The sequence below is a fragment of the Nocardioides allogilvus genome, from assembly GCF_003047285.1.
GTDB lineage: Bacteria > Actinomycetota > Actinomycetes > Propionibacteriales > Nocardioidaceae > Nocardioides > Nocardioides allogilvus.
Window position 1 is genome coordinate 94,702 of record NZ_PZYX01000002.1, and the last position, 13,395, is coordinate 108,096.

11 protein-coding genes are annotated in these 13,395 nt (G+C 72.6%); 6 read left to right on the forward strand and 5 right to left on the reverse strand.

The window, feature by feature from the left end; all coding sequences use genetic code 11:
- Nucleotides 1-43: 43 nt before the first annotated feature.
- From C9J87_RS03715 to gcvT, 3 genes are read right to left on the reverse strand one after another with little or no spacing between them, the layout of a single operon-like run.
- The gene (locus C9J87_RS03715) at nt 44-814 is read right to left on the reverse strand and encodes a class I SAM-dependent methyltransferase (protein ID WP_107704797.1); all 771 of its coding nucleotides are present in this window, start codon (nt 812-814) and stop codon (nt 44-46) included.
- Nucleotides 814-1,065: a hypothetical protein gene (locus C9J87_RS03720; RefSeq protein WP_010833318.1), complete on the reverse strand. Its 252-nt coding sequence runs from the start codon at nt 1,063-1,065 to the stop codon at nt 814-816. The genes C9J87_RS03715 and C9J87_RS03720 overlap by 1 nt, the downstream gene beginning before the upstream one ends.
- Nucleotides 1,065-2,189, reverse strand: a complete 1,125-nt coding sequence (gene gcvT, locus C9J87_RS03725) for a glycine cleavage system aminomethyltransferase GcvT (protein WP_010833317.1) — start codon at nt 2,187-2,189, stop codon at nt 1,065-1,067. The genes C9J87_RS03720 and gcvT overlap by 1 nt, the downstream gene beginning before the upstream one ends.
- Nucleotides 2,190-2,243: 54 nt before the next feature.
- Between gcvT and C9J87_RS03730 the strand changes: the two genes are divergently transcribed.
- Entirely contained in the window at nt 2,244-3,761 is a 1,518-nt protein-coding gene (locus C9J87_RS03730) for a leucyl aminopeptidase (protein ID WP_232819822.1), read from the forward strand.
- Nucleotides 3,762-3,806: 45 nt separating this feature from the next.
- Here the strand turns inward: C9J87_RS03730 and C9J87_RS03735 are convergent, their stop codons facing one another.
- The gene (locus tag C9J87_RS03735) at nt 3,807-4,130 is read right to left on the reverse strand and encodes a hypothetical protein (RefSeq protein ID WP_010833315.1); all 324 of its coding nucleotides are present in this window, start codon (nt 4,128-4,130) and stop codon (nt 3,807-3,809) included.
- Nucleotides 4,131-4,247: 117 nt separating this feature from the next.
- Here C9J87_RS03735 and lpdA point away from each other — a divergent pair, with 117 nt between their 5' ends.
- From lpdA to C9J87_RS03755, 4 genes are all read left to right on the forward strand, one after another.
- Nucleotides 4,248-5,624 (forward strand): dihydrolipoyl dehydrogenase, encoded by a 1,377-nt coding sequence (gene lpdA, locus C9J87_RS03740; RefSeq protein WP_107704798.1) that lies wholly within the window; start codon nt 4,248-4,250, stop codon nt 5,622-5,624.
- A 26-nt stretch (nt 5,625-5,650) separates the two neighbouring features.
- Nucleotides 5,651-7,483: a 2-oxoglutarate dehydrogenase, E2 component, dihydrolipoamide succinyltransferase gene (sucB, locus tag C9J87_RS03745; protein WP_107704799.1), complete on the forward strand. Its 1,833-nt coding sequence runs from the start codon at nt 5,651-5,653 to the stop codon at nt 7,481-7,483.
- Between the two features lie 107 nt (nt 7,484-7,590).
- Complete coding sequence (locus C9J87_RS03750) at nt 7,591-11,097, forward strand: ATP-binding cassette domain-containing protein (protein ID WP_036490901.1); 3,507 nt, start codon at nt 7,591-7,593, stop codon at nt 11,095-11,097.
- 34 nt (nt 11,098-11,131) lie between these two features.
- Complete coding sequence (locus C9J87_RS03755) at nt 11,132-12,022, forward strand: TIGR01777 family oxidoreductase (protein ID WP_010833451.1); 891 nt, start codon at nt 11,132-11,134, stop codon at nt 12,020-12,022.
- On the opposite strand, the gene C9J87_RS03760 is transcribed toward C9J87_RS03755, so the two are convergent.
- The gene (locus C9J87_RS03760) at nt 11,968-12,528 is read right to left on the reverse strand and encodes a hypothetical protein (protein WP_036490903.1); all 561 of its coding nucleotides are present in this window, start codon (nt 12,526-12,528) and stop codon (nt 11,968-11,970) included. The two genes, C9J87_RS03755 and C9J87_RS03760, sit on opposite strands and share 55 nt — an antisense overlap.
- A 64-nt stretch (nt 12,529-12,592) precedes the next feature.
- Between C9J87_RS03760 and lipB the strand changes: the two genes are divergently transcribed.
- Nucleotides 12,593-13,339 carry a lipoyl(octanoyl) transferase LipB gene (lipB, locus tag C9J87_RS03765; RefSeq protein WP_010833453.1) on the forward strand — a complete coding sequence of 249 codons (747 nt, stop codon included), beginning with the start codon at nt 12,593-12,595 and terminating at the stop codon, nt 13,337-13,339.
- Nucleotides 13,340-13,395 lie beyond the last annotated feature (56 nt).

A 13,395-nucleotide genomic window follows, 5' to 3' on the forward strand; every position in this document is an offset into this window, starting at 1 on the left:
GCACCTCCGGGGTGTGTTCGGCGCCCCCGTCGTCCCGGATGGGTCAGGGCGACGCCGTCACCAGCACTGCCTCGACCGGGAAGACGAGGTGCTCACCCACCAGCCAAGGCGCAGCGAAGTCCTCGTACAACTCCCGCATCGACTCCTGCACCGCGGTCGACTGGGCCCGCCAGGTCACCCCGAAGTTACCGATCGTGGTGGCGCCGGCCCAGAAGTCCTCAGGGCGCACGCTCCAGTCCCATCGCGGCGCGCTCGCCTCGATGACGTCGAGCCCGGCCCCGGACAGCAGCGACCCGAGGCCCTCGGACGAGCGTTCGAAGTCGAGGTGCGGCGCCAACCGCGGCGCGGGAGGGCGTACGGCGCCCGCCGCATCGAGCAGGTCGTTCCACAGCTGCGCCTGGTGCATCAGCGAGGCCGGCCACACCGTCGCAGCAACCTGCCCACCAGATCGCGCCACGCGCACCAGCCCACGGGTCGCCGCACGCGGGTCGTCGACGTGATTGAGCACGAAGTTGGCCAGCACGACGTCGAACGGGGCGTCGTCGAACGGCAGGTCGGGCAGCCCACCCTGACGAACATCAGCTCCCGACCGGGAGCTCGCCAGCGCGACCATCTCGGGATCGGGGTCGACCGCGGTCACCACGTGGCCAGCCGTCAGCAGGGCCGCCGTGAGGTGGCCGGATCCGCAGCCGACGTCGAGCACCCTCGACCCGGACGGGATCCGCGTCAGCAGGGCTGGTGCGGTGCCGGAGCACAGCGTCGCGAAGGACCGGTCGTAGGCCGCTGCGACGTCGTCCCAGAGGCCCTCTGCCATCAGGCGTGCAGCGACATCGGTCCGTAGACCTGGCGCTCGTGCTCGAACAGCGTCACCGCGTCCACACCGGCCTCCGCCAGCTCGGCCCAGATCTCCCCGACCCACGACTCGGCGTCGGCCTGCGAGAGGAAGCGCTTGCCGGCGAACTCGTCGGCCGCGACCTCGTTGCCGGCCGCGTCCTCGAGGCGCCACCACCAGGGGCGCTCGGCTGCCGACGGCTGGCGGAAGGTGGGCGGCTGGTCGGGCAGCATCACGACTCCTTGACCGAGGTGTCGACGAACGGCGGCTTCGTCAGCTGGAAGATCTCGCGGCGGCCGCGGACGTCCACGCCGACCTCGGCCTCGGGGTGCACCATCGTGGGCACCAGCGCCATCCCGATGCCCTTCTTCAGCGTCGGGGAGAAGGTGCCCGAGGTGATGTCGCACAGCGGGACGTCCTGGGTGAGCGTGACGCCCATGCCCGGGCGCGGGATGCCGCGACCGGTGGCGACGAGGCCGCGCAGGAGGCGCTTGGGCCCGGCCTCCTTGACGGCCAGGAGCGCGTCGCGACCCCAGAAGGCGTCCTTCTTCCAGCCGACGGCCCAGCTCAGGCCGGCCTCGACCGGGTTGACGTCGATGGTGATGTCCTGGCCGTGCAGCGGGTAGCCCATCTCGGTGCGGAGCGTGTCGCGGGAGCCGAGCCCGCAGGCCAGCATCCCGAACTCCTCGCCGGCCGCGAGCAGGGCATCCCACAGGGCGCCGGCCTCGGCATTGCGGACGATCAGCTCGTAGCCGCGCTCGCCGGTGTAGCCCGTGCGGCACACCACGACGCCGACCTCGGAGCCGAGGACGTCGGGGACCTGGGCCTCGAGGAAGGACATGTAGTCGTGGCCGGTCGGCAGCCCGACGCGCTCAAGGACCTCGTCGGACCTGGTGCCCTGCACTGCGAGGACGGCATAGTCCTCGTGGTGGTCCTTGACCGAGACACCGTCGGGAGCCTCGGCCTGCAGGCGGCGTACGACCTCGGCAGTGTTGGCGGCGTTGGGGACGAGCAGCACGTGCTCGTCGTCCTGGTAGTAGGCGATCAGGTCGTCGACGATGCCGCCGGTCTCGGCGTCGCAGCACAGGGTGTACTGCGCCTTGCCGGGCTGGATCTTGGCGAGGTCGTTGGAGAGCGTGGCGTTGACGAAGTCGGCGGCGCCGGGGCCGCTGACCATCGCCTTGCCGAGGTGGCTGACATCGAAGATGCCCACCGACTCTCGGACGGCCGTGTGCTCCTTGACGACACCGGCGGGATATTCGAGGGGCATGGACCAGCCACCGAACTCGGCGAGCTTCGCACCGAGAGCGACGTGGCGGTCGTGGAGTGGGGACTGCTTGAGGTTCGCGTCAGCCATGGCCCGAAACCTACCCCAGCGACTCGCGGCTCCGCCCTGACCTAAAGTGCCCGGGTGACGACGACGTACACGCTGCGCAGCGCGAGCCCCGCCAAGACCCGGGCGGAGGCCGTCGTGGTCGGCGTCCTCGCCTCCGACAAGGGACCGGTCGTCTGCGACGCCGGCGCCGACGTCGCCGAGGCCTGGGGCCGCAAGTGGCAACCCCTTCTCTCGACGCTCGGCGTGACCGGCAAGGCCGGTGAAGCCGTGCGCATCCCGGCCAACGGCCTCATCAACGCCCAGCTGCTCGTGCTCGTCGGGTTGGGTGCCGAGCCGGACGAGACGTCCGTACGACGCGCGGCCGGCGTCGCCGCGCGCAGCGTGCCCAACGCCGCGTCGGTCGCGATCGCGCTGCCCGCCGACACCCCGGGCCTGGTGGACGCCGTGACCCAGGGCCACCTGCTCGGCGGCTACACCTACACGCTGCACAAGACCTCCGCGGCCAAGGCGGACGAGTCGTCGGGGGCCGGCCAGGTCGTCGTCCTCAGCCCCGTCGCGCGCCAGGGCGAGGCGATCACAGCCTTCGAGGAGGCACAGGTGCTCGCCGACGCCGTCCGGCTCACCCGCGACTGGGTCAACGAGCCGCCCGGCCACCTCACCCCCGCCGGATTCGCCGACGCGGTCACCGACGCCCACCGCGCGGCGACGAAGGGCCGCGGCGCCCCCAAGGTCGACCTCGAGATCTGGGACCACGCGAGGCTGACCGAGCGCGGCCTCGGCGGCACCCTCGCCGTCGGCAACGGCTCGGACGCCACACCCCGGCTGGCCAAGCTGACCTGGTCGCCCAAGGACGCCACGACCCATCTCGTCCTGGTCGGCAAGGGCATCACCTTCGACTCGGGCGGCCTCACCATCAAGCCGGCCTCGAGCATGGTCGGGATGAAGGGCGACATGGGCGGCGCGGCCTGCGTCATCGCTGCGACGCTGGCCATCGCGAAGCTCGGGCTGCCGGTCAAGGTCACCACCTTCGCGCCGATGGCGGAGAACATGGTCTCCGGCTCGTCGTTCCGCCCCGGCGACGTCGTCACGATGTACGGCGGCACCACCGTCGAGATCGCCAATACCGACGCCGAGGGCCGGATGCTCCTGGGTGACGCCTTGGTGCTCGCCACCGAGGAGGCGCCCAACATCATCGTCGACGTCGCCACCCTCACCGGCCACCTCCAGCTCGCGCTCGGCGACAAGGTCGGCGCCGTGCTCGGTTCCCAGGAGATCGTCGACGCGGTGCTGGCCGCCGGCGCCCGCGCGGGCGAGCAGCACTGGCAGATGCCGATCCCCGAGGAGATGACGGAGCGGATCAAGGCCTCCAAGATCGCCGACCTGCTCCAGCACGACTGGGTGCGCTGGGGCGGTGGGCTGATGGCCGCGGCGTTCCTGCGCGAGTTCACCGCCGGCCTGCCGTGGGCCCACCTCGACATCGCCGGCAAGGAGATCAACACGGGCGGGCCCTACGGCCACGTCCCCTCCGGCGGCACGGGCTTCGGCGTCACCACGATCGTGGAGTACGCCCGCTCGCTCGCCGCCCCGGAGTGAGCACCCCGCGGCGTTCATTCATGTAAATGAACCTCGCGACGGGGGTCAGATCCCGCCGGCCTTCTTGCGACGGTTGAAGTCGCGCATCCGCTGCGGGATGCCGACGACGGCGGCGTCGTACGACGGCACCTGGTGCTTGTTGGCGAACGTGTGGGCCCACTGGACGCTCGGGACACGGCGACGCGTCCACTCGCCGTCGTGGGCCACGAGGAGCAGCGTCACGTCACTGACCGCGGTGCGCGGCTCGACGAATCCCTCGACGCCGCGACGCGTGGTCACGAAGTCGGTGAGGTGGGCGATGTCGTGGCCGTCGGAGGCGCGCACCGATGTCGACCCGGTGCGCAGGCCGTCGCGCGCAGGTCGGCGCACGCGCCCGGATCGTCTGAATCGGTCCAGCAGTCCCATGCCGTCATTGTGCCTGCCGCCCGGGAGCAGACGGGTCAGACCCGGTGTGGACAGGCTCACAAAGAGTGCAAGGATGTGCGCGTGACCGACGGCGACTTCGACGTACTCATTCTCGGTGCTGGGTCCGGCGGCTACGCGTGTGCACTCCGCGCAGCCCAGCTCGGCCTCACCGTGGGACTCGTGGAGAAGGGCAACCTCGGGGGCACCTGCCTCCACGTGGGTTGCATCCCCACCAAGGCCCTGCTGCATGCGGCGGAGGTGGCCGACTCGGCGCGCGACGCGTCCAAGTTCGGCGTCAGCGCCACCCTCGACGGCATCGACATGGCCGGGGTCAACTCCTACAAGGACGGCGTGGTCGCGCGCCTGTTCAAGGGACTGACCGGCCTGATCAAGTCGCGTGGCATCACCGTCATCGAGGGCGAGGGGCGCGTCACCGGCCCGCGCACGGTGACGGTCGGCGCGGCGACGTACACCGGGAAGAGCCTCGTCCTGGCGTCCGGTTCCTACTCCAAGTCGCTGCCCGGGCTCGAGCTCGACGGCGAGCGCGTCATCAGCTCCGAACACGCCCTCAAGCTCGACCGGGTGCCGGCGTCGGTGATCGTGCTCGGCGGTGGCGTCATCGGCTGCGAGTTCGCCAGCGTGTGGGCGAGCTTCGGCGCGAAGGTCACCATCCTCGAGGCACTCCCCCGGCTCGTGGCTGCCGAGGACGAGGCATCCTCGAAGGCCCTCGAGCGGGCCTTCCGCAAGCGCAAGATCGACTTCCGCACCAGCACGCCGTTCCAGAGCGTCAAGACCACCGACTCCGGCGTCGCCGTGACCGTGGAGGGTGGCGACGTGATCGAGGCCGAGCTGCTGCTCGTCGCAGTCGGTCGCGGTCCCTCGACCGACGGCCTCGGCTACGAGGAGCAGGGCATCGTGATGGAGCGCGGCTTCGTGCTCGCCGACGAACGCTGCCGCACGAATGTCGAGGGCGTCTTCGCCGTCGGTGACATCGTGCCGGGTCTCCAACTGGCCCACCGCGGCTTCCAGCAGGGGATCTTCGTGGCCGAGGAGATCGCCGGGCTCGACCCGAAGCCGATCGACGAGGCCGGCATCCCGCGCGTCACCTACTCCCACCCCGAGATCGCCTCGGTCGGCCTCGACGAGGCCACGGCCAGGGAGCAGTACGGCGACGACATCACCACGATCACCTACGACCTCGGCGGCAACGGCAAGAGCCAGATCCTGCAGACCGCGGGCTTCGTCAAGCTGGTCGGCCTCAAGGACGGCCCCGTGCTCGGTGTCCACATGGTCGGCGACCGTGTCGGCGAGCTCATCGGAGAGGCGCAGCTGATCTACAGCTGGGAAGCCCACGCCGACGACGTGGCACCTCTCATCCACGCCCACCCGACGCAGAACGAGGCCCTCGGCGAGGCGCACCTCGCGCTCGCTGGCAAGGCCCTGCACGCCCACTCGTGACCACCACCCACACAGAAGGAATGCCCATGGCCTCCGAAGTCACCCTCCCCGCCCTTGGTGAATCCGTCACGGAAGGAACCGTCACCCGCTGGCTCAAGCAGGTCGGCGACACCGTGGCGGTCGACGAGCCGCTGCTCGAGGTCTCCACCGACAAGGTCGACACCGAGATCCCCTCGCCGGTCGCGGGCACGCTCCTGGAGATCAAGGCCGCCGAGGACGAGACCGTCGAGGTCGGCGCCGTGCTGGCCGTCGTGGGTGAGGCCGGCGAAGGTGGCGCAGCCGCGGAGTCCGCCGAGGCCCCCGCCGCCGAGGCCCCGGCCGAGCAGGCCCCCGCGCAGGAAGCACCCGCCGAGCAGGCCGCCCCGGCCGCTGAGCAGGCGCCCGCCGAGCAGGCCGCTCCGGCCGCCGAGTCGAAGCCCGCCGGTGGTGGCGCCTCGACCTCCGTCACGCTGCCCGCGCTCGGGGAGTCCGTGACCGAGGGCACCGTCACCCGCTGGCTGAAGGAGGTCGGCGACGACGTCGCGGTCGACGAGCCGCTGCTCGAGGTCTCCACCGACAAGGTCGACACCGAGATCCCTTCGCCGGTCGCCGGCAAGCTGCTGGAGATCAAGGTCCAGACGGACGAGACCGTCGAGGTCGGCGCCGAGCTGGCCACGATCGGTTCGGGCGACGCAGCCCCCGCGCCCGCCGCCGAGGAGAAGCCCGCCGAGGCCCCGGCCGCACCTGCTGCGGAGCAGAAGCCCGCCGAGCCTGAGCCGGCCGCAGCACCCGCCGCCGAGGCCAAGCCCGCCGAGGCGCCCGCCGCTCCCGCGCAGGCACCGGCACCGGCACCGGCCGCCCCGGCACCGGCCGCCCCGGCACCGGCCGCGCCGACGCACGCCGAGCCCTCCGCGGCCCCGGCTCGCTCGGACGACCAGAGCTCCTACGTCACGCCCCTGGTTCGCAAGATGGCCTCCCAGCACGGCATCGACCTGGCCTCCGTCACCGGCACCGGTGTCGGTGGCCGCATCCGCAAGCAGGACATCCTCGACGCGGCTGCTGCCAAGGCTGCCCCGCCCGCCCCGGCTGCTGCAGCACCGGCCGCCGCTGCGGCACCGGCCGGCGGCGTACAGGCTGCTGCCCCGGCTGCCGGCGCGGCTCCCTCGGCGCTGCGTGGCACCACCGAGGACCTGTCGCGGCTGCGCAAGATCATCGCCGAGCGCATGGTCGGTTCGCTCCAGACGACCGCGCAGCTCACGCAGGTGATGGAGGTCGACGTGACCACCATCGCGCGGCTGCGCGAGAGCGTGAAGGCCGACTTCCTGGCCCGCGAGGGCGTGAAGCTGACCTACCTGCCGTTCTTCGCCAAGGCGGCGATCGACACGTTGAAGGAGCACCCCAAGCTCAACGCGGCGATCGACACCGACGCCGGCAAGGTCACCTACTACGACCGCGAGAACATCGCGTTCGCCGTGGACACCGAGAAGGGCCTGCTCACCCCGGTCGTCAAGGACGCCGGCGACCTGTCGATCGCCGGTCTGGCGAAGAAGATCGCCGACGTCGCCGAGCGCACCCGCACCAACAAGATCGGTCCCGATGAGCTGTCGGGCGGCACCTTCACGATCACCAACCTCGGCAGCTTCGGGGCCCTGTTCGACACCCCGATCATCAACACGCCGCAGGTCGCGATCCTCGGCCCGGGTGCCGTCGTGAAGCGTCCCGTCGTCATCGACGACCCCAACCTGGGCGAGACGATCGCGGTGCGGCACATGGTCTACCTCTCGCTGACCTACGACCACCGCCTCGTCGACGGCGCCGACGCCGGTCGCTTCCTGGCCGCGGTCAAGGCGCGCCTCGAGGGTGGAGCCTTCGAGGTCTGACCACCTCGACGAGACCCCGGTTGCCACGGCAGCCGGGGTCTCGTCGCGTCCGGGGGCGGGTGAAAACCAGACGCGCGATGTCGGTGCGGACGCGTAGCGTCGGGTCCGTGACGGGGACCTACATCGAGGCGAGCACCAAGCGGCCGACACAGCCGCCCAGACCGACCGACCGGGTGCCGGTCGACTGGCGCCGGGTCCGGCGCCCGCTCACGGTGCTCTGCTTCTCGATGTCGCTCACGGGCGCCATCGCCGCCTCGCTCGGCACGATGTTCGCCGGACGCCTGGCCGACGAGCCGACGTCGGCGCTGCTGACGCTCCTCGCGCTGTGCGTGGTGGGCGGAGCCCTGGTCGACACCGTGGCGAAGACCATCTGGGCGACCGTGGTGGACCGCGCGGAGGGCCGGCTCCGCTCAGACCTGCTCGACGCCGCCATGGCCCAGCCGCTCGCGGAGCTGTCCGAGCAGGCCGTCGGCGAGGTGCTCGACCGCATCGACGACGACACCTGGGAGGTCGGCCAGCTGATGCGCTGGGGCGTGTGGCAGGCCGCCCGCACCTTCCTGGCGTCCGGGCCACTGTGGGTGGTGGCCTCGCTGACCTGGTGGCCGGCAGCGTTCCTGTTCCCGCTGACCGCCTTCATGGCGTTCGCCGTCGTTCGCCGCCTGCTCCCCCAGGTCGCCCAGCGCAAGGTCCTCGAGGAGGCAGCCTGGACCGATCACGCTGCGTCCACCGAGGAGGGCGTGGCGGCCCGGGACGACCTGCGTACGTCGCTGGGCCAGGCCTTCGTCCTGCGGCGCAACGCGCAGCTGGCGGCCGTGGTCCACCGCACGCTCGACGCCGTGCTGCTGGTCGAGACCCGCATCACCAGGCGCAGCGGCGGCCTCCTGCACGGAGCCCTCGCGGCCGTGGGTGTCGTCGGGATCGCCCTCGTGCTGGCCGGGGACCTCTCCACGGCCCGGCTGGTCACCCTCTTCCTCGTCACCACCATGTTCGTGGGTGGTGTCGACATGCTGGCGCGTCACCTGCCCGACCTGCAGGAGGGCTTCGGCGCAGTGCTGCGACTGCGCTCGATGATGGACTCCCCCGCCGAGCCGACCGGCGGTCTGCCGCTGCCCGAGGGCCCGCTCGACGTCGAGTTCCGTGACCTCGACTTCAGCTACGGCACCGGCAACTTCTCGCTGCGCGACATCGACCTGCTCGTGCCCGCCGGCCACACCTGCGCCCTCGTGGGCCGCACCGGGTCCGGCAAGTCCACCCTCGCGTCACTGCTCTCACGCGCCGTCGAGCCGCCCCGCGGCACGGTCCTGCTGGGCGGCGTCGACGTCCGCGATCTCGACCTCCAGCAGCTGCGCGCCGCGGTCGGGGTCGTCACCCAGCGCACCGAGGTGCTCGCGGGCACGCTGGCGGAGAACATCACCCTCTTCGACCACGTCGCGCGCTCGACCATCGAGGCAGCGGTCGCCGAGCTGGGCCTCACCGACTGGGTGGCCGGGCTCCCCCAGGGGCTCGACACCGTGCTCGGTCCCGGCGGCACGAACCTCTCGGCCGGCGAGGAGCAGCTCGTCGCGTTCGCGCGGCTGCTGGTGCGCGACGTGAGCGTGGTCGTGCTCGACGAGGCCACGGCCCGGATGGACCCGGTGACGGAGGCCCGGGTCGTGCGGGCTGCCAACCGGCTGATCTCGGGACGCACGGGCATCCTGGTCGCCCATCGGCTCTCCACGACCGAGCGGGCCGAGCGGGTCGCCGTCCTGGAGTCCGGTCGGGTCGTCCAGCAGGGACCGCGCGCCCGGCTCGCCGCCGAGCCGGGCCCCTTCCGCACCCTGCTCGACGCGGCCGCGCACGAGGCCGTCATCGAGGAGCACCACCACGACGACTCGGCGATCGGGTCGGTCCGCCGCAGCACCACCCCTCCTCCGGCGCCGGTCCTGGCGCCGACGCCGAGCCTGGCCCGGCAGGTGCTCCACACGGTCAGCATCCAGCCGCAGTGGGGCCTGGTGGGAGCCTTCCTGTTCCTGGCCGCCTCCCTCACCGGGGCCTTCGGTGCCATCACGGGCTGGATCTGGGGCCACATCGTCACCGACCTCCAGGCCGGTGACCGACCCACCGCGCTCACCGCCTGCCTGGTCGTCTCGCTGGTGATCAGTCCGCTCCTGCTCTCGCAGGCATTCCGCACCTACCCCCACTGGTGGGTCGAGGTGCGGCTGCGGGTCCGCGCCGCCGTGCTCCACGGACAGACGGCGCAGCACCGGCTGCGCCGCACCCCACCGGGCGAGGTCGTCGCCCGCACCATGGACGCCGACCGGCTGGCGCGCTACACCGACCGCTGGGTCGACTTCGTCAACGGCCTCGTCGTCGCCGGCGTCACCGCGATCATCGCCGGCACCTGGCTGGCCGGCGCCGTCCTGATCACCGTGATGGTCGCCTCCGCACTGGCCTCCACGATGGGCCGTCGCGTCGCCGGCCGCTCGGCCGCGGCCGCCTCGACCTCGCGCGCCCGCTTCGGCCAGTCGCTCGTCTCCGCCCTGGAGTCGGTCCGCACGGTCAAGCTCGCCGCGGCCACGCCCCAGGTCCACGCCCACCTGCGGGAGGTCGACGGCGGTCGCGTCGACGCAGCGGTGAGCGAGCATCGCGTGCAGGCGCTGCTCGACGGCGTACCCGTCGTCATGGTGCAGTTCGGCGTCGTCGCGGCCTGGGCCGGGCTGCTCAGCGGCGAGTGGGGGCTCGCCACCGCACTGCTGGTCGCCAACGCCGTCAGCGGCTTCGACTGGTTCGGCCGGGTCGCCGGATCGGTCGTGACCGAGGCTCCCGGCGTCCGGGCCTGGATGACCGCGACCAGCGAGCTGGCCGGCGGCGGCGACCTGATGGACCTGCCGCCCGGCGTCGACCTCGTCCAAGGCACCGGCCCCACCCCCGACGAGCCGCGCCGCGACCCGCTGCGCACGCTCGCGCTGAGCAGCTTCTCGGCCGTGCACGACGACGGCACGCTCGGCGTCCAGGACGTCGACCTGACGATCTCCGCGGGCGAGCTGGTGCTGCTGCTCGGCCAGGTCGGATCCGGCAAGTCCAGCCTGCTGAGCGCGCTGGCCGGCCTGGTCAGCGTCACCGGTGAGGTCCGCTGGAACGACCGCCTCGTCGCCGACCCGCAGGCCGAGCTGCGTCCCGCACTCGTCGCCCATGTAGCCCAGGTCCCGCGGGTGCTGTCGGGCACGTTCAGCGGCAACGTCGGCCTCGACCACCCGGGCCGCTCGGTCATGCCGGCGCTGGAGGCTGCCCGGATGGGACGCGACGTCGCCGAGGCGGGCGGGGCCGACTCCCTCGTCGGCCACCGCGGCGTGCGTCTCTCGGGCGGCCAGGTCCAGCGGCTCGCGCTCGCGCGTGCGGTGGCCTGCGACGCCGACCTCCTGCTGGCGGACGACGTGAGCTCGGCACTCGACGCCACGACCGAGACCGAGCTCTGGTCGGCCCTGCGCGCGGGCGGTCGGACCGTCATCGGCGCGACCAGCAAGGCCGCCGCGCTCACCCAGGCCGACCGGGTCGTCGTCCTCGACGCCGGGCGCGTGGTGGATGCCGGGCCCTGGTCGGTCCTGTCGGCACGCTGGGGCCATCTGGCGGGCTGACGGCCCGCTTGCGGCGTCTGGTTGGCTGGGCGGCATGCGCGTCGTCATCGCCGGAGCATCTGGGTTTCTCGGCACCCACCTGACCGAGCACCTGCGCGTCGGCGGCCACGAGGTGACCCACCTCGTCCGCCGGGCCCCGGAGTCCGCCAAGCAGTCGCGCTGGGATCCCTATGCCGACGACCTCGACCAGTCGGTGATCGACCGCTCCGACGTCGTGGTCAACCTCGCCGGGGTCAACATCGCCGGCAACCCGCACTCCTCGAAGCGCGCCCACGCCGTGCTCGAGAGCCGGGTCGCGACCACCGACGTGCTCGCCCGCGCCATCGCGAAGTCCGAGCGCCCGCCGGCGTTCCTCGCCGGCAACGGCATCAGCTGGTACGGCGACCACGGTGCCGACGAGGTCACCGAGGAGTCCGACAGCCGCGGGGACAGCTTCCTCACCGGAGTAGCCCACGAGTGGCAGGCCGCGGCCGCTCCGGCCATCGAGGCCGGCGCTCGCGTGTGCGTGCTGCGGACCTCCCCGGTCCTGGACGGCAGCTCATCGCCCCTGCGTGAGCTCGCCCGCCTCTTCAAACTCGGGCTCGGCGCCCGTCTCGGCAACGGCGAGCAGCACTTCCCGATCATCTCGCTGCGCGACTGGGTCGGCGCCGCGTCCTACCTCGCCGAGTCCCGCGACGTCTCGGGCGAGTTCAACCTCTGCTGCCCACAGACGCCGACCAACGCCGAGTTCACCCGTGCACTCGCCGCAGCAGTGCACCGGCCTGCCTTCCTGGTCGCCCCGGCGCCGGTGATCAAGGTGGGCGCCGGGCGGATGGCGCCCGAGCTCCTGGGCTCGGTCAACGCCCGACCGGCTGCCCTCGAGCGCGCCGGCTACGACTTCCAGGACGTCGACGTGCGCGAGGTGCTGTCCGCCGCGCTGTCCTGATCGCGCACGGTCACCACCAGCCACTCACCGTCGACGCGCCGCAGCACGAGGGTGCGCGTGGTGGGCCGGTCGCGCGGCAGTGGCGTTCCGCCCGCCTCGCCGGTGACCACTCCCCCGGCCACCCGGTCGGTGATCCGCACCGTCAGCTCGTCTGCAGCCTCGTCGAGCACCTCCAGCGCCAGCACCTGGGTCGCGAGCCCGTCGACGCGCAGTCCGCGATCGACGTACGCCGCCAGCATCCGCGCGTCGGCACGGCCGGTCGACGAGCCTGCGACGTAGAGCTCGCGCAGCGCTGCGACGTCCCCGGCCGCCCAAGCGGCCGAACGGCGTGCGTCCCAGCCGGCGAGCACGTCGCGTGGGGTGCTGGCCCCGGCCGGCGGCGGTGAGGCCTCGGCCTGCGCGCCGGGCGGCGACGACCTCTGCGAGAACAGCGCCACTCCGGCCGTCGTGAGCACGGCCAGGGCGGTCAGGGCGAGGAGGTAGGGCAGCAGTCGTCGCGGGTCCACGGGTCCACCGTGCCCCAGATCGAGCCGAGGCGTCGTCCGTTGTCCACAGGCGTAGGCTCGCGGCATGCGTGAGCACCAGCTGGAGCACCGGATCGCCGGGCTCGGACCGGACGCCGTCGACTACCTCGCCGCCTGGGACCTCCAGCGCGAGGTGCACGCCGAGGTCGTCGCCGGCACCCGCGGTGACACGGTGCTGCTGCTCGAGCACCCGCCCGTATTCACCGCCGGCAAGCGCACCGAGCCCCACGAGCGCCCGCTCGACCCCGGCGGCGCGCAGGTCATCGACGTCGACCGCGGCGGCAAGATCACCTTCCACGGCCCCGGCCAGCTGGTCGGCTACCCGATCGTGGCGCTGCCCGACCACGTCAAGGTCGTCGACTACGTCCGCCGCGTCGAGGAGGCGCTGATCGCGGTCTGCACCGACGTCGGCGTCACCACCGCCCGCATCCCCGGTCGCAGCGGGGTGTGGATGCGCGCCGACGACCGCGGCCCCGAGCGCAAGATCGCGGCGATCGGCATCCGGGTCAGCCGCGGCGTGACCATGCACGGCTTCTCGCTCAACTGCGACGTCGACCTCGGGTGGTACGGCCGCTTCGTGCCCTGCGGGATCGCCGACGCGGGCGTCACCTCGCTGAGCGCCGAGCTCGGCCGCGACGTCCCGGTGACCGAGGTGCTGCCCGCCGTCCAGCACCACCTGTCGACCTACCTCGCCTGGGGCCCGTACGCCGCCACGCCCGACTACGACGCCAGGCCGGAGCCCGGCCGCGCTCCCCGGATCGAGCTGGTCACGCCAGGTCTCGTAAACCGCTGACGGGATCTTCCCCGCGCCGCTAGCGTTCGCCTGACTCGGCCCGGCACGGGCCACGG